The sequence below is a fragment of the Acinetobacter lactucae genome, assembly GCF_013122135.1.
Classification (GTDB): Bacteria; Pseudomonadota; Gammaproteobacteria; order Pseudomonadales; family Moraxellaceae; genus Acinetobacter; species Acinetobacter lactucae.
In genome coordinates this window covers 2795501-2812988 of record NZ_CP053391.1, presented here as the reverse complement: position 1 = coordinate 2812988, position 17488 = coordinate 2795501, and the positions used below count along the sequence as shown (strand labels likewise).

Here is a 17488-nt window from a genome sequence, read left to right as displayed (position 1 = left end):
CTTGGATTTTTATTATTCTTTTAAAAAACCAGTGATCAATTAAAATCCAAAAAAAAGCCTCATTACGAGGCTTTTTCTATAATAGTTACTTAATATTCGGATCGCCTTTTTTCAAAAAAAAGCGAATCGCTAATTTTTGAAGAAACGTTCCATAAGGAGGATGGAAAAGCTGAGTCGGAAAAAACCGATGACGAATAAATACAGTTTTTGCATGTGAAAGTTCGCGGAAACCTTCTTCGCCATGATATGACCCCATACCTGAGTTGCCGATACCACCAAAAGGAGCATCATGGTTAACTACATGCCAGCCCCAGTCATTGATGGTCACGCCCCCCGAATGAGTTTCACGCAAAATTCGGTCGCGTTCTACTGAGCTATGCGTAAAGCAATAAAGTGCTAAAGGTCGTTCGTCCGATTTCACATAAGTAATTGCATCATCTAAAGAATCGTAAGCCACCACTGGTAAAATAGGGCCAAAGAGTTCTTCTTTCATTATGCGCATATCTGGCGTGCAATTCAGCACAATCTGTACAGGCATTCTGCGACCTTGTTGGTCAAAACTATAAGTATCGCAAGGAATAACACGAGCACCTTTTTCCTGTGCATCGGTCAAAATATCTTGAATACGTTTTAAATGACGGTCATTCACAATGGATGTGTAATTTTCATTGTTTGTGATGTTCTGACCAAACATTTTTATAAAGCTTGATTTTGCAGCATCCACAAACTCATCAATACTTTCTTTTGGAACCAACGCATAGTCAGGTGCTACACAGATTTGCCCACTATTTGTTGCTTTACCATGCGTAATACGTTTTGCAGCATCGGTAAGCGGGTAGTTGCGGCTTACAATTGCAGGTGATTTCCCACCTAATTCGAGTGTAACAGGTGTTAGATTTTCAGCCGCTGCTCGCATAACGACCTTGCCAATCGCAGGAGAACCAGTAAATACAATATGGTTAAATGGCAAAGTGGTGAATCTTGCGGGGTCTGTAATTTCTTCACCAAACACGGCTACTTCATCTTCATTAAAGACTTCAGCAAGCATGCGTCGAAGCATTGCATTGGTATTTGGGGTAATTTCAGGCAGCTTAATCATAACTCGGTTGCCTGCAGCTAATGCGGCAATGAGCGGACCAAGTGCTAAATAAACGGGGAAGTTCCAAGGAACAATGACACCAACCACGCCTTTAGGTTGATATTGCACACTTAAACGGTTCGATAAAAATAAAAGCTCGGTACGGCGTTTACTTGGGCGCATCCAGCGGCGTAAATGATGAATCGCATGATCAGCCTCTAACACAGAGCCAAGCAAATCGAGTAATTTAGATTCATCAAGCGATCTGGAACTAAAATCGGAATTAATCGCGGCAGCCAAAGCATCTTGATAACGAATAATTTGTTTTTTGAGTTGATGCAGTTTTGTGCGGCGTGCTTCAAGACTTGGGTATGGATCTGCCTCAAAATTGGCACGTTGTTTGGAAAAAATAAGTTCCATATGTTCAGTGGCAGAGCCGCTATATTCTTTTAAAGTGGAGTGTTCCATTATTGTTTCTTCCATACTTTTGCTTATCATACTTTATGCTTGAAGCGTCGTATGGTCGATGTTAAATTGAGACAACACGAGGTAGTTTAGTGCCATTATGCACGTCACTCTAGGGATGGTGTGAGTTAAATGCCTAATAATCTTTATAAAAATGCAAATAGAGTTATCGATGGAAATTATGATAATACATCCTTAGGCTCGAATACATATTTGCTGGGTTTGACCAGTTTATTTGATGAAATGGGTTCGCAAGGCCATTCAATATCAGAAGTTCTGTCTGGCACAAATATTTCACCAGATCCGATGAATCAATCCTCTTTATATATTTCTCAAGTCCAAAAAATTCAGTTATTTCAAAATATTCAAAAACTATCTCACGATCCCTTAATTGGTCTGCGTGCAGGGCAAAAGCAGCGGTTATCAGATTTTGGGGTGTATGGTTACGCACTTTACTCTTCGCGTAATTTTAGACAAGCAGTAGAGCTGGGTATTCGACACATTAAGCTTGCAGGGCCTATTTTAAAAAAGTCTTTTTATATTCGAGATGATGCTGCCATTTTTGAAGGACAGGACATTATTGCACTTGGTAAGCTTCTGCCTTTAGTGTGCGAGTTTTGGTTTAGCTCCATGCAAACCTTAATTGAACGTGTGCTTGAAGGACCATTTCAAGCCAAGAAGCTTTTGTTGCCCTATCCAGCGCCTGACTATGCAGAAGAATATGAAAAGGTTTTTCATTGTCCTGTTCAGTTTAATGCTGGAGTGATGCAATGGCACTTTGATTTAAAGTGGCTCGATGTACCTTGTCCAAATGCCAACCCGATTACCGCTGATATGTGTAAGTCATTTTGTGAACGGATGTTGGGTGCTGCTGAACTTGAAGAGCCTGAGTTGGTAAAAACAATCCGTTTAATATTATTGGATGGAACAGGGCTTTTTCCATCGGCCCAAGAAATGGCTGAACGTTTACATATGTCAAAGCGGACCTTACATCGGCGCTTGGCAGGTTTTGATTTAACCTATCAGGAACTGTTAGATGAAACTCGGCGCCGTCTTGCCGATGAATATTTGCGAGAAACAACTTTAACTGTAGATGAAATTGCTGAGAGAATTGGCTTTTCAGATACCTCTAATTTTAGAAAAGCCTATCGTCACTGGACAGGCATTTCACCAAATGAGTACCGAATACAGTACCTAAATTAGAATCAGGTATGTCGGCTATTTAAATCGAGAGAGTAACTTTTTCTGCAAAAATGGATTACAGAGCAAAATCGCAAATAAAATAATAAATATGCCGATAATGCTGAATAGATCCGGTAATTCATGCCAAAAAACAAATCCCCATATTCCTGCAAAAATAATAGCAATGTAATTCATTGGGCCAATTTGTCCTGCTGGCGCTAAGCTATAAGCATAAGACATAAATAGTTGGCTTATATTTGCTAAAAGTCCTGCGGCAATCAGCAATGCCAGTTCATGCCAAGTGAAAATACGCCAATGCCAGAACATTGGAATAGAGGAAATTAAACTACCAAAAATACAGAAATAAAAAACGATACGTTCAGGTGGCTCTGTACTGGTTAAAGCTCTTACGGTGACAAAAGCCATTGCGGATAAAAAGCATGCACCCAAGCCAATAAAAGATAATGCGTTAAATAAACCTTGGTCGGGTTTAGCGACAAATAAAACCCCAACAAGTCCAATAACCGCGGCAAAAATCATTGATTTAGTAATTTTTTCTTTTAAGAAAAGCCATGCAATCAGCGGAATAAAAATAGGAGATGAATAACTAAAAACCATGGCGTTTGATAATTTTAAGTTCGCAATGGCATAGAAAAAACCATACATTGCGGCAAGTCCCACGAAGCTTCGCCACGTATGCATCCAGAGTTTATCGGTTTTAATAAAATCTAGCCCCTGTTTAAAGAGCATCGGAATAAAAATAAACAAACCCACTGCATTTCTAAAAAACACGACAGTCGCATTGTCTACCGTTTCTGAAGCAAAACGAATGCACACCCCCATAATTGAAAATAGTAATGCCGACGTCATAAGACAAAGCAGTGCTTTTCCAAGTTGAGTTGAGGGGAGATTTGAAGCCGTCTGATTTTGCATAGAGAAATAGAGTTCTTAATTTTCGATGTTATTTTAGCAGCGATGTTAAGTTTTGGTGAAATGTGTCGTAATTAATATAGAAAATGTGAAAAAGATGAGGTGATATGCCTCATCTTTTAAACTTTGTTAGGTCACGGGTGCAGGGTTAAATACAGCGAGTGAGTTATGAATACCCCAACGGTCCGACCACGTTTGTTTTTCACCACTAGCCACTTGTAAAATCAGTTCAAAAAGTTCCCAGCCCACTTCTTCAATAGTTTTCTGTCCAATGGCAATATCGCCAGCACTGATATCAATCAGGTCATACCAACGGTTTGCAATATTGTTTCGGCTTGCCATTTTAATGACCGGCACTGCTGCCAACCCGTAGGGTGTACCGCGACCTGTAGTAAAGACTTGAACGGTAATACCAGATGCCATTTGCTGCGTACCACAGATAAAGTCACTTGATGGTGTTGCCGCAAAAATTAATCCTTTTTTTGTCGGTCTTTGACCTGGTGCGAGAACTTCTACAATCGGTGAGCGACCCGATTTTGCGATCGATCCCATCGCTTTTTCTACAATGTTATTCAGCCCACCTTTTTTATTACCCGGTGTAGTATTGGCACTTCGGTCGACTTGGCCTGCTGCTAAATAGTCGTCGTACCATTTCATTTCCCGAATTAGATCTTTGGCAACTTGTTCATTTGCTGCACGTGGAGTAAGTAGGTGAATACCATCGCGGACTTCCGTAACCTCAGAGAACATGACTGTACCGCCACATTGCACAATCAAGTCAGCTGCGAAACCAACGGCAGGGTTAGAGGTAACTCCCGAAAATGCATCACTCCCACCACATTGCATGCCTATAACCAAATGAGAAGCTGGAACTTCTTCTCGAGTACGTTGATTAAGCTTTTCGAGGTGTTGTTCTGCCACGGTTAAAATATGATTGACCATACTTTCAAAACCGTTAAGACGTTCATCTTGCAACTGAATAATATCTTCGTTTGCTAGGGGAATATATTTGTTTTCTTTAGGAATATTTAAAAGTCGTTCGGGTTGCATTTTTTCGCAGCCCAGACTCACCACCATAATTTCTCCACCAAAATTAGGGTTGAGTGCAAGATTATGAATTGTACGAATAGGAACAATTGCAGCGGGTGCATCGATTGCCACACCGCAGCCATATAAATGGTTTAATCCGACTACACCATCTACATTTGGATATTTAGGAAGTAAATCACGTTCAATAATTTTAACGACATAATCGACAATACCTTCTACACAGTTAACACTGGTCGTAATACCTAAAATATTCTTTGTGCCGACGCTACCATCTTTATTTTTATAACCTTTAAATGTATATCCGCTCAAGGCTGGAAGCTTTGGATCAGGACGAGTTGCTAGCTCAAGATCATCTAGCTCAGGTGCCTCGGGCATTTGGGTAACGGCTTCATTTACCCATGAACCTGCGGGTAAATCTTTATTGGCATAGCCAATAACTTCGCCATAACGAACAATGGCTTCACCTTGCTTTAATGACTCTAATAAAACTTTATGTCCCTGTGGCACATGATCAACCAAGATGAGTTGGTATTCCTTAATAGGTGTAGAAGGTGGTAAACCGCCGTCATTCACCACAATGGCTACATTATCAAGAGGACTAATTTTTATGAGGAGAGGCTTCAGCATGATCGTTCCTTGTATACATTTGAAGAGAGGTCATAACGCTTAATTTGTTTAAGCGTTATGACTTAATTTTTTAAGAGGTAGGTTTTAACTCGAAGCGCTGGATTTTGCCCACAATAGCGGTATAGCAAATCACTGCTGCAATCGCATGCACACCGACATAAGTCAATGCAAGGTTGAAAGAACCAGTACTTGCCAAGATATAGCCGATCACAATTGGGGTTACGATTCCTGCCGTATTACCAAACGCATTCATCATTCCGCCTGATAAACCCACCATTTCTTTTGGTGCAACATCAGACATGACTGCCCAACCTAAAGAGCCGATGCCTTTCCCAAAGAAAGATAAAGACATAAAGAATACGATTGCTGCTTGAGAATCGACGTAATTACACATAATGATTGAGGTTGAAACCAAGAATCCGACCACGATTGGGAGCTTTCTTGAAAAGCTTAAGCTGTAATTCATTCGAATTAACTTATCTGAAATCAAGCCACCTAAAATTCCGCCTACAAAGCCACAGAGTGCTGGTGCAACTGCTGCAAAACCCGCTTCTAAAATGCTGAGATGTCTTTCTTTCACAAGGTAAACAGGGAACCAAGTCAAGAAAAAATAGGTCAGTGTATTTACACAATATTGCCCAATAAAAATACCGAGCATCATACGTGAAGCAAGCAGTTGCTTAACTTTACTCCAAGTAATTTTCTCTTTTTTATTATTTTGGCTATTTTCACCCATGTCGAGTAAAGCACCTTCTGAAGCAATATATTTTACTTCTTCGGGATTCACTGTTGGATGATTGGTCGGGCTATAAATGACCTTGAGCCAGATAAAGGAAAGAATGATTCCAAGACCACCCATGACCCAGAAAATAGACTGCCAATGGACGGTTGCAACCAGCCAACCCATCAGGGGAGCAAAAAGTACAGTTGAGAAATAAGATGAGGAGTTAAAAATGGCAGCGGCGGTTCCACGTTCTTTGGTTGGAAACCATGCAGCAGCAATTTTACTATTACCCGGAAAAGCAGGTGACTCAGACAAACCCACTAAAAATCTGAGTACAAAGAGTGAAGTAATAATGGTCGCAGTATCACCTAAAATGTCGGTAAAACCGATTAAAACAGTGAATAACGACCATAAAAACAGACTCCAGAAATATACACGGCGAGCACCGAACTTATCGAGTAGCCAACCACCTGGTATTTGACCAATTACATAAGCCCATGCAAAGGCCGAGAAAATATAACCCATGGTGACTGAGTCGATTCCCAGCTCATGAGACATTGGCGTTGCAGCCATTGAAAGGGTTGCACGATCACCGTAATTAAAAGCCGTGACCAAAAAAATCATCGCAAGAATGTAGTAGCGAGTTTTTGTATGTTTGGCTCTTTGCTGAGTCACTACAGCAATATTTGTTTGCAGATTATCCATATACAAACTCTTTTAATAATCGACCTATTTGCATATCCGTGAAATAGGTGACGTCATGTCAAATTCATCGATAGAATAGATGAGAAAACGGAATTTTGTCTCTACTCTATAGTCCTAATTCTAAAACCGCGCCTTTAGATGTATGACATCATATGATTAAAAATATTATTTTGGCAAGTAGGGTCGAAAAATAATTTTTATACGGCTTTATATTGACAAGTTGTCTGATGTCTTATAAGTTTTAGTGATGAAAAAATAGTATCAATATGCCAAGGAGTATTTTAATGGCGACCTCTACACCTATCATTAAGTCAATTCGAGCAATTCCTGTTGCTGGACATGACAGCATGCTGCTCAATTTGAGTGGTGCTCATGGACCTTATTTCACTCGTAACATACTTATTATCGAAGATAATTCTGGAAATATTGGTGTAGGTGAAATTCCGGGTGGAGAAAAAATTTTAGCGACATTAAATGATGCTAAAGCCTTAGTAGAAGGGCAGCCGATTGGCGAATATAAAAATCTACTCAAGAAAATTCAGCAAACTTTTGCTGATCGTGATAGTGGTGGCCGAGGCAATCAAACCTTTGATTTACGTACCACAATTCATGTTGTAACGGCTTATGAGTCAGCATTACTTGATTTGCTTGGTAAGCATTTGAATGTGAATGTCGCAAGTTTGCTTGGTGAAGGTCAGCAACGTAGTGAAGTTGAAGTTTTAGGATATTTGTTCTTTATCGGTGACCGAAAACAGACTTCATTAGACTATGCGACAACACCTCAACATCACCATGATTGGTATAAAGTCCGTCATGAAAAAGCGTTAACACCTGAGGCTGTACAGCGTTTAGCAGAAGCATCTTATGACCGTTATGGTTTTAAAGACTTTAAATTAAAAGGTGGCGTGTTACAGGGCGAACAAGAAGCTGAAGCTGTTACAGCAATCGCGCGCCGTTTTCCAGAAGCGCGTGTGACGCTTGATCCAAACGGTGCATGGTTTTTAGATGAAGCAATTGCTTTAGGCAAACATCTTAAAGGGGTGTTGGCCTATGCAGAAGACCCATGCGGTGCAGAACAAGGTTATTCAAGCCGTGAAATTATGGCCGAGTTTAAACGTGCAACAGGCTTACCCACTGCGACCAATATGATTGCTACGGACTGGCGAGAAATGTCGCATAGTATTCAATTGCAAGCTGTTGATATTCCTTTGGCTGATCCACATTTCTGGACATTGGAAGGTTCGGTTCGAGTATCGCAGCTCTGCAATATGTACAATTTAACGTGGGGTTCGCATTCTAATAATCACTTTGATATTTCACTGGCCATGTTTACCCATGTTGCAGCTGCTGCCGTAGGTAAGGTTACGGCAATTGATACACATTGGATTTGGCAAGAAGGTACAGATCAGCTAACAAAAGCCCCGCTTGAAATTAAAGACGGTAAAATTCAGGTGCCAACCGCACCAGGACTTGGGGTTGAGCTGGACTGGGATCGAATTAATCAAGCCCATGAATTGTATAAATTAAAAGGTTTAGGGGCTCGTAATGATGCCGATGCGATGCAATTTTTAATACCAAATTGGTCGTTTAATAATAAAAAGCCGTGTTTGGTTCGTTGATATTTTACCGATATTTTTGAAAAATTCGCTTTTTGAGTTTTCTTAATACTTTGCTGTCCATATGGGCAGCTTTTTTTATGTCTAACGATTAGCCTTAAAATTAAGAATTTTAAAATATATTTTATAAAACAATAGGTTAAATAATTTTGGGTAATGAACTTTGATCTTTTTAAAAAATTTAATTTTTCAGAGGAAAAATATATTGATTAAAATAAAATTTATGATGTAAGATGTCTGACAACATAAACATGTATGGATATTTTCTAATGGATGCTCTTGAGTTAAAAAACATTGTTTCTGATGGCCTTCTTTCTTTTCCGGTTACTGACTTTGACCAAAATGGGGACTTTAACAAATCTTCTTATGCAAAACGTCTTGAATGGTTAGCGCCTTATGGTGCAAGCGCATTATTTGCTGCGGGTGGTACAGGCGAGTTTTTCTCGTTAACTGGAAGTGAATACTCTGACGTGATTAAAACTGCGGTCGATACTTGTAAAGGTAGTGTACCGATTATTGCTGGGGCAGGTGGTCCGACACGTCAGGCGATTGAACAAGCAAAAGAAGCAGAGCGCTTAGGTGCACACGGTATTTTGTTAATGCCGCATTACTTAACTGAAGCAAGCCAAGAAGGTTTGATCGAACACGTTAAGCAAGTATGTAACTCAGTAGACTTTGGCGTAATTTTTTATAACCGTAGCGTTTCAAGATTAAATCTCGATTCAATCCAAAAGTTAGCCGAGATGTGCCCGAACTTAATCGGTTTTAAAGACAGCTCTGGTCAAATCGATATGATGACGGCAGTGACTCAGACGATGGGTGATCGTTTGTCGTATTTAGGTGGTTTACCAACAGCAGAAGTTTTTGCAGCGCCATATAAAGCCTTAGGTTGCCCAGTTTATTCATCAGCTGTATTTAACTTTATTCCAAAGACTGCAATGGAGTTTTATAACGCGCTTCGTAGTGATGACTTTGAAACAACCAATCGTTTGATTAAAGATTTCTTCTTGCCACTGATTAAAATTCGCGACCGTAAATCTGGTTATGCAGTAAGCATGATTAAAGCAGGTGCCAAAATTGTTGGGCACGACGCAGGTCCAGTACGTCCACCATTAAGTGATTTAACTCAAGCAGACTATGAAGATTTGGCTGCCCTCATTGCGACACTTGGTCCGCAATAATTTTAACTGTTTAGGTATTGGAGCTTTAAAATGAGTAAAAATAACGGTCGGCAGTTTATTAATGGTCAACGCGTTGCTGCAAATGCGCCAGCCCTAGAAAGTGTAGCTGCAAAAGACTATCAGCCAACAGGTTATGTATTTAGTCAGGCGACTCTTGAAGAAGTAGATCAAGCTGCTCAAGCTGCGCATAACGCTTTTTTAGTTTATAGCCAAACTTCTCAAGAGCAACGAGCTTCTTTTCTTGAAGAGATTGCTCGCCAAATTGAAGCATTAGGTGCGAACCTGCAAGAAGTCGCTTCACTTGAAACAGGCTTGCCACTTGCTCGTCTTCAAGGAGAGACAGGCCGTGTTACTGGTCAGCTACGACTGTTTGCTGAACTTTTACGTCGTGGCGATTTTTATGGTGCTCGTATTGATGTGGCATTGCCAGAACGTAAGCCTTTGCCACGTGTTGATTTGCGTCAATATAAAGTTGGGGTAGGACCGATTGCTGTGTTTGGCGCGAGTAATTTCCCACTTGCATTTTCAACTGCAGGCGGTGATACCGTAGCTGCTTTAGCAGCAGGCTGTCCGGTTGTTTTTAAAGCACACTCTGGCCATATGGCAACTGCCGAACTTGTTGCAGAAGCCATTGAAAAAGCAATTGAAGTTTGCGATATGCCTAAAGGCACATTCAATATGATTTTTGGCAGTCGTATTGGCGCAAACTTGGTAGAACATCCACTCATTCAAGCAGCCGGTTTTACAGGTTCTCTTGAAGGTGGAATGGCGCTTTATAACCTTGCGCAGAGCCGTCCTCAGCCAATTCCATTCTTTGCTGAAATGTCGAGTGTGAACCCTGTAGTGGTTTTATCTCAAGCTTTGAGTTCTCGTGGTGAACAAATCGCTCAGGATACGGTTGCCTCGTTTAATATGGGATGTGGTCAGTTCTGTACAAAACCCGGGTTAATTTTAGGCGTACAAGGTCCTGAATTTGACAGTTTCGTAGCAGCTTTAGCTGAAAGCACGCAAAAAGCTGTGCCTCAGGTCATGCTGAATGAAGGAACTTTAAAAAGCTACCGTCAAGGTATTGATGCTCTAAACAGCGAAGCTGGTTTTGAAGTTATTGCGACAGGTCAAGAGGCCGAGCTAGTTTCTCAAGCAAAAGCACATCTATTTAAAGCGGACCAATCTGTTTTACTATCAGGCAATCCAAAACTACAACATGAAGTTTTCGGACCAATGTCGATTGTGATTGGCGTAGAGGATGAAGCGACTTTATTAAAAGGGATTGAAGCTTTAGGTGGACAGCTCACGGCAACCATTATTGGTGATGAAAATGAGTTGTCCGAAGCAGGCGAGCTTCTCCATTTGCTAACCGGTAAAGCTGGTCGTGTATTGTTTAATGGCTTCCCAACAGGAGTTGAAGTGTCTGATGCCATGGTGCATGGTGGTCCTTTCCCTGCAACCAGTGATGCACGCGGAACTTCGGTAGGTACGGGAGCAATTGAGCGTTTCTTGCGTCCGGTATGTTTCCAAAATACACCACAAGTTTTATTACCCGATGCATTAAAAGATAGTAATCCATTACAGATTACTCGTCTGGTCAATGGGCAATTAACTCAGGCTCAAATTTAAAAATTGTGCAGCTCAATCAACGCTATTGAGCTGCATATTTTTTAACTTATTCAATGCATTATTAAATATCAACAGAAGCATAAGTTGCTTACTTTTTAAATATGTGTGAGGGTTTGGTAAGGGAGATAAAATATTTTGATTTTAATAACTTAGAGGTATAAAAACCGAATATGACTATCGTCTAAGTTTATAGTAAAATGAATTTTCTAATTTTTTCAACATTTCATGAGTTCTTCAGATTATGTCTAGCGCAATTAAACCTAGATCAACAAAAAAACTAAGCCAGATTATTGTAGAACAACTGATCGAAAAAATTCAGTCTGGAGACTTCCAAGTCGGAGAGAAAATTCCGACCGAACTTGAATTAATTGAAACTTTTGAGGTAAGCCGTTCCGTTATTCGTGAAGCAATCACTGAGTTGCGTTCTTTAGGGTTTGTCGAGACTCGTCACGGAATTGGTACTTTTGTAAAAGAGCAGACGATTGAACAGAATTTTTTGCTGTCTAATGCCAGTTTAGAAACCATTAACGATATTGTTTCTTTACTGGAGCTTCGGATTAGCCTTGAGTCTGAAGCTGTTTTTTTAGCCTCTGAGCGCCGTAAGCAAGTTCATATCGATAAAATGAAAGCTGCACTTGAAGATTTTGAACGTCATATTTCATCAGATGCAAATGATGGCACAGTAAAAGCTGATTATGATTTTCATATTGCCATTGCTGAAGCTTCTGAAAACCAATATTTCGTTGATTTTTTAAAGTATCTGGGTGAAAAAATTATTCCGCGTGCACGCTTAAAATCTATTGAGCAAAGCCCTGAAAACCGTGAAGAATATTTAAAAGCGGTTCATCATGATCATGTCAATATTTATAACGCAATTGTCGATCAGGACGGTTTGTTGGCTCGACAAATGATGCGAGCTCATTTGTCCAAAAGTATTAAAAAGTTTAAGCAGTAAAGCTTGAGCTAAGGTTAAGATAAAAAAAGAGAGCTTGTTTAGCTCTCTTTTAATTTTATAGGGTGTTATTTACAGCTAAAGTTTTCAGCTTTTTCACTATCACCTTGACCATTGTAACGAGCAATCAGTGGGTAAGGGCAAAGTGGGCGAGTACGATCAGGCGCCCAATCTTGAGGAAGCTCGGTATTTACCTGACCACTAGGGTTACCTGCGCCGCGTGCAGTCGCAATAATTTTGTCAGGTGCTTGGCCATATTCCACCCAGTTGACTAAAGCAGTTAATGCGTCAAATTGATCGGTCGCAATGCCATCACGGGTATGGTTCATGCCCGGAACTCTAAAGAAACGTGCAAATTCAGGCGCAGTACCTTTTGCATCATTTTTATAGTGTTGTAGCAGCTGATCGTACCAATTTTGGGTGTCATCCACAGAGAAAACACCGTCTGCTGTGCCTTGTACCACAATCATTTTCCCGCCGTGATTACGGAGTTTATCCAGATTCAATTCATCAGGGGGCATCATGAATGACATGGAGCTTTCAGTGTAAATATCATTGGTTGCCGATAGTTTTGGATAGTCAGTATCGAAGTTAAAATTAAAGGCAAATTGTCTAGAGTTTTGAGTCACAGTTGGGTCGGGCGGAACCTGAAAAAGAATGCCGACTGCAACTGGGTCACGCGCTGTTCCTACCGAAGATTCAAATTTCCAGCCTGCCCAGTTACTGCCGACCAAACCGGGGTCGAAAGGCTGGGTTGCATAGAGGGCTTGTCCAGCCGAATTTACAGGGCCGCGGTAAATGTTGGCTAATACATCAATTTGTTCGTTACTTAAACAAGTGCCATCTCTTGTGCTTGAGCAAACGGGTACATCTTTGTAAATATCAAAAGCTGTACGGCAAGCCTCGACGTCTTGAACCAGTCCATCTGCAATACCGTCTAGAGCATCGCATCGATCTAAAATCGCTTTTGCTAAAACTTTACGCTCTGAAAGAGTAAGGGCGGTACTTAGGTCATTTTCATCTGTTGCGACACGACGAAGCTGCTGTGCTGTATAGAGTTGAGCCGCAGCTGCACGAGGTAAATGAAAACCCGGTGTACTTGCTAAAATTCCATCATATTGGTCGCCCAAACGAGTTGCTGCAATCATGGCATGACGCCCACCGTTCGATGTACCGCCTGCATAGGAGCGGTCTGGCAATTTACCATATGCGGCTTTAATTAGATTTTTTGCCATAGGCGTGAGTTTGGTAATCGCACCGTAGCCGTAGTTAATTCTAGCTTGAGGGTCTAAACCGAACATTGGATTTTGTGAAGCATTATGTCCGGCATCGGAAGAAATGACAGCAAAACCATCATGTAGGGCATTGGTGAGTGGACCACCGCTGCCGACTTGACCCGTTGCAGGGACTAGATTACCATCGGTTCCACCATTGCCTTGATAGAGAAAACGGCCGTTCCAATCAACAGGTAAGCGCATTTCAAAACCAATTTGGTAGGTTTGTCCATCAACAGGGCTTACACGTTGGTCCATATAACCTTTGACCAAACAATGAGCGCCAATCGGTTTGTTGGCTACAGTCAATCTACCTGCTTCTTGAAGGGTAGCTGAGCTAATAACGGTATTGTTGTACTGAAATCCGAGTAAGTCTGAACAGCTTCCTGTCATTTTTACGCCAACAGCAGGCGACAACTGAGGTGGTTTGGTTGTTGAGGGAGTTGTTGTGTCATCACTATCACTTCCACAGCCTGCCAAAGAACCAAGCATGGCAAGCACCAAAGCGGAGCGGGTCAAAATTCGTTTATTGTTGGTGTAATTCATTTATTCATATCCTTATTGAATGAATGGTCGCAATTAATCTAAAATCAAGAAATTAGCTGTGCTTCGTGCAATCATTTTGTTGTTTTGCCAAGCTTCACTTTCGAGATTCAGTACGGTTTTGCCTTGTTTAATGAATCGGCATTTTGTAATGACTTCACCCACAGCACAGGGTCTTAAAAAGTCCATGGTTAAGTTGATGGTGGTGGCAGGTTTACGGCCATTCGCAAGAAATGCAAAAAGTCCCATCACATCGTCAAGCATGGCGCAGATCATGCCGCCTTCAACTGTGCCGCGTGGATTGGTAAAGCTTTCTAGCGCTGTGTAGTGGATGGTGAGCTCAGTATTTTCTTTATTCCAATGAATATTGTGTCCACCCAAATGGTGATGGATAGGTGGTAAGTGTTCTAAAGCTTTTTGATCCATAATGAAGGCTCCATCCTTTTTGTAAGTGTTATAAAAATTATTATTTCAGGGTATAGGCATCATAAATAACCGCTTTACCCAAGCGCATTGCACTACCTACTGCAACTGTTTGGTTAAGCCATGAATATTTAGGTGAGCTGGTTTCAAACTGCATGGTAATTTTGAAATAGTAATTTTTCGGATCAACATCTTTGCCTTGGGCAAGCTGTTTTAACGTTTCGGCCGAGCCATGTCTGTAACCTTTGGTTTGAAGATAAATAAGTGCACCATCATCGGTTTCTAACAAATATCGTGTATCAATAATGGCCAATCCTTTACTGTCGACAATTTGCCAATCTGCGCCATTATTTAAAATGCGGCCCTTAAGTGATTTGCCTTCAAAAGTCCCACCTGTAATGGGAATAATTCGGCGTTTACCTGCGTCACTGGTGTTACCTAACTCCCAAACAGGCGCATTCAAATCCACACTAAATTTTGCTAAAGGCTCAAGCTGAATAGGTGGCGGGCTATATTGCGTTTCGGCATGAGTCAGGCCAATGAAACAAATTCCGCAGAGTAGCGTTACAACTTTTTTCATGATGAATTTCCCGAAATAAAAAGAGGTTCTATGTGTGACAGAACCTCTCGTTTTGAATTATTTAAATTTCCATGTGTAGTCGATGTTGATACGGGTTTCGTTTACAGGTTTGATGTTGGCTGTAGAGAGCATGTTGTTGTCATAAATGGCGTAGCGTGCGCGTAACCCTAAATTTTTTAACCAGCCACTTTGAACGGTGTAACCTAAATCAAAGTCTGTTTCGCGTTCTTTTAAATTGGTTCCGCCTAAGTTGGGTGCATAAATATTGTGACCTGTGGTGTAACGAGTCATAAAACGTAAACCCGGTATATAATCTTTAAAGTCGTATTCATAGCGGAAGCTATAGGCCTTTTCTTTTGGGTTTAAAAACTCGCCCGGCCATGTATCAATGAGAAGCCCAGTTTCACCGCCAGTTAAATATGGAAAAGCGGTGTCACCGTGATGTTGGAAGGTTCCAAAAATAAATTTATGGTTTTGATGTTTAAGTTCGAAATGCGCATGATAGAGGTCATTATCGACTAAGCCTGCTTTTTCTTGTCCGTCATCTCGGCTGCGGTAGTAGCGTAATTGTGAGCTAAAGTTGGTGGTGTCATTAATTTTGTGTTGGTGTAATGCACCGACCATGGTTTGGTTATAAAGATCATCAACATCCATGTAAAAAGCGGTGAGCTTGAGTGCAGGATTAAACTGGTAGTTTCCACCTAAATAATAAAGCCCATCAGTTTCGGCACTTTTAAAACGTCCATTTACCCCTGAAATTTTAATTTTTTCATAGTTGGTCGAATCACGATGATTCACTTTATCGAGATAGGCTGCCTGTAAATCAAAATCTTTAATATCTTTACTGGTCAGTGAAATGCCTCTATAGGTTTGAGGAAGCAAACGAGCAGGTGACGCCACCAAAACAGGGTTCATTGGCATGAGCGTACCAATGCGTAGCTCGGTTTGGCTCATTTTCGCTTTTGCTGTGACCCCAATTTCGCCATAAGAGTCAGCGGGTTCATTGGTACGCGTGTCTCTAGGTAAGTTTCCTGTACCTCCATGTTCTGCGTCGGCATCGAGTTTAAAACCTGCCGTTGCAAGCACATCCAGCCCAAAACCGACAGTCCCTTCGGTATAACCTGAATTGGTTTTAAGAATAAAACCTTGTGTCCAGTCCTTGGCAGCAGGGTAAGCAGATTGCTCTTGGTAGTCGCGGTCAAAATAGAAATTTCGTGTGGTGAGTTCTACTGAACTGTTGTCAATAAAATTGCCAGCCCACACTGAACCAGAGAGCATAAGGGTAGAGTACATCCATAATTTCGACATAGCATTTCTTCCTGAAATAACATTTTTTGTTTTCAACAAGGCATGGTTGTTGTGTGCCTTATTCGGTTTTTAAATCGAATTATTTTCCGAGCAGTTCTCGGGCCACGATTTCTTTCATAATTTCATTGGTTCCCCCATAAATTTTTTGTACCCGTGCATCCACAAAAAAGCGTGAAATCGGGTATTCCTGCATGTAACCGTAGCCACCAAAAAGCTGAAGTAATTGATCAATCACTTCACATTGGACATCGGTAATAAAGCATTTCAGTGCGGCAACTTGAGTTACGCTTAACTGGTGTTGTTGATACAGAGCTGCACATTGGTCTACAAAGGCTTGTGCGGCTTTTGCTTTGATTTGGGCATTTGCGAGCACAAACCGCGTATTTTGCATTTGGCTTAAGGGCTGCCCAAAAGCTTTGCGCTCTAGTACATAGTTTTTAGTGATTTCAATAGCCCCCAAAATGGACCCCAAAGCCATCATGGAGATACTTAAACGTTCGCGAGGTAACTCTTGCATTAAATAGGCAAAGCCTTGTCCTTCTTCACCCAAACGCTGAGTTGCAGGCACACAAACATCATCAAAAAATAGTTCGGCTGTATCTTGAGCATGTAGCCCGATTTTTTGTAAGGAACGTCCTTTTTTAACGCCATCTAACGCAGCATCGACTAGAAAAATTGAAATACCTTTTGCTTTAGCTTGAGGGTCGGTTTTAGCCACCAAAACGATCAGGTCGGCATGCAAACCATTTGAGATAAACGTTTTTGAACCATTCACACGATAGTGGTCATTTTCTAAAATAGCTTGAGTGCGTATGGCTTGTAAGTCTGAACCAGCATTGGCTTCGGTCATGGCAATTGCAGTGACAACTTCACCTGTCACCATTTTGGGTAACCAATAACGTTTTTGCTCTTCGGTTCCAATATTTTGCAGGTAAGGAGAAACCAACTCATTTTGTCCCCCAATGGCAACAGCTAAAGACGCAAAGCCCGCTTGAGCAGTTTCTTGAACCAGCATGAGCGAGTAATGAACAGGAGCGCCATAGCCGCCATATTCCTCGGGCACATCAACACACAAAAAGCCATTTTCCCCAAGACGAAGCCATAGATCACGTGGGATTAGGCCATCGTGTTCCCACTGCTCGTAATACGGAGCGACCTGTTCTTTTAAGAACCTGCGGTAACTGTCTCGAAATAGTTCAAATTCTGTATCGTGTGGCATGTTGAACCTTTTTT

14 protein-coding genes are annotated in these 17488 nt (G+C 41.2%); 5 read left to right on the top strand and 9 right to left on the bottom strand.

What is annotated here, in order from left to right:
* Positions 1-85: 85 nt before the first annotated feature.
* Entirely contained in the window at positions 86-1546 is a 1461-nt protein-coding gene (locus tag HLV59_RS13175) for a coniferyl aldehyde dehydrogenase (protein ID WP_171430149.1), read from the bottom strand.
* Between the two features lie 129 nt (positions 1547-1675).
* On the opposite strand from HLV59_RS13175, the gene HLV59_RS13170 reads away from it, so the two are divergent.
* Positions 1676-2746, top strand: a complete 1071-nt coding sequence (locus tag HLV59_RS13170) for an AraC family transcriptional regulator (protein ID WP_171430148.1) — start codon at positions 1676-1678, stop codon at positions 2744-2746.
* A gap of 15 nt (positions 2747-2761) precedes the next feature.
* On the opposite strand, the gene HLV59_RS13165 is transcribed toward HLV59_RS13170, so the two are convergent.
* From HLV59_RS13165 to HLV59_RS13155, 3 genes are all read right to left on the bottom strand, one after another.
* Positions 2762-3658 (bottom strand): DMT family transporter, encoded by an 897-nt coding sequence (locus tag HLV59_RS13165; protein WP_171430147.1) that lies wholly within the window; start codon positions 3656-3658, stop codon positions 2762-2764.
* Positions 3659-3784: 126 nt separating this feature from the next.
* Positions 3785-5332 carry a galactarate dehydratase gene (gene garD, locus HLV59_RS13160; RefSeq protein WP_171430146.1) on the bottom strand — a complete coding sequence of 516 codons (1548 nt, stop codon included), beginning with the start codon at positions 5330-5332 and terminating at the stop codon, positions 3785-3787.
* 70 nt (positions 5333-5402) lie between these two features.
* Positions 5403-6761, bottom strand: coding sequence for an MFS transporter (locus tag HLV59_RS13155; protein WP_016143255.1), 1359 nt, complete (start codon positions 6759-6761; stop codon positions 5403-5405).
* Positions 6762-7045: 284 nt separating this feature from the next.
* Here HLV59_RS13155 and gudD point away from each other — a divergent pair, with 284 nt between their 5' ends.
* The 4 genes from gudD to HLV59_RS13135 all read left to right on the top strand — a co-directional run bounded on the left by gudD (position 7046) and on the right by HLV59_RS13135 (position 12130).
* Positions 7046-8380 (top strand): glucarate dehydratase, encoded by a 1335-nt coding sequence (gene gudD / locus HLV59_RS13150; RefSeq protein WP_171430145.1) that lies wholly within the window; start codon positions 7046-7048, stop codon positions 8378-8380.
* 266 nt (positions 8381-8646) lie between these two features.
* A complete protein-coding gene (gene kdgD / locus HLV59_RS13145; protein WP_009387806.1) occupies positions 8647-9558 on the top strand; it encodes a 5-dehydro-4-deoxyglucarate dehydratase in 912 nt (303 codons plus the stop codon).
* A 30-nt stretch (positions 9559-9588) separates the two neighbouring features.
* Entirely contained in the window at positions 9589-11175 is a 1587-nt protein-coding gene (locus HLV59_RS13140; RefSeq protein ID WP_171430144.1) for an aldehyde dehydrogenase (NADP(+)), read from the top strand.
* A gap of 241 nt (positions 11176-11416) precedes the next feature.
* The gene (locus tag HLV59_RS13135) at positions 11417-12130 is read left to right on the top strand and encodes a FadR/GntR family transcriptional regulator (RefSeq protein ID WP_171430143.1); all 714 of its coding nucleotides are present in this window, start codon (positions 11417-11419) and stop codon (positions 12128-12130) included.
* A 65-nt stretch (positions 12131-12195) separates the two neighbouring features.
* Here the strand turns inward: HLV59_RS13135 and HLV59_RS13130 are convergent, their stop codons facing one another.
* From HLV59_RS13130 to HLV59_RS13110, 5 genes are all read right to left on the bottom strand, one after another.
* Entirely contained in the window at positions 12196-13947 is a 1752-nt protein-coding gene (locus tag HLV59_RS13130; protein WP_171430142.1) for a tannase/feruloyl esterase family alpha/beta hydrolase, read from the bottom strand.
* A gap of 33 nt (positions 13948-13980) precedes the next feature.
* Positions 13981-14370: a PaaI family thioesterase gene (locus HLV59_RS13125; protein ID WP_062849024.1), complete on the bottom strand. Its 390-nt coding sequence runs from the start codon at positions 14368-14370 to the stop codon at positions 13981-13983.
* A 40-nt stretch (positions 14371-14410) separates the two neighbouring features.
* Positions 14411-14947, bottom strand: coding sequence for a DUF3237 domain-containing protein (locus HLV59_RS13120; RefSeq protein WP_061874776.1), 537 nt, complete (start codon positions 14945-14947; stop codon positions 14411-14413).
* A 57-nt stretch (positions 14948-15004) separates the two neighbouring features.
* Positions 15005-16255, bottom strand: a complete 1251-nt coding sequence (locus HLV59_RS13115; protein ID WP_216606722.1) for an OprD family porin — start codon at positions 16253-16255, stop codon at positions 15005-15007.
* 79 nt (positions 16256-16334) lie between these two features.
* Positions 16335-17474, bottom strand: coding sequence for an acyl-CoA dehydrogenase family protein (locus HLV59_RS13110; protein WP_171430141.1), 1140 nt, complete (start codon positions 17472-17474; stop codon positions 16335-16337).
* Positions 17475-17488 lie beyond the last annotated feature (14 nt).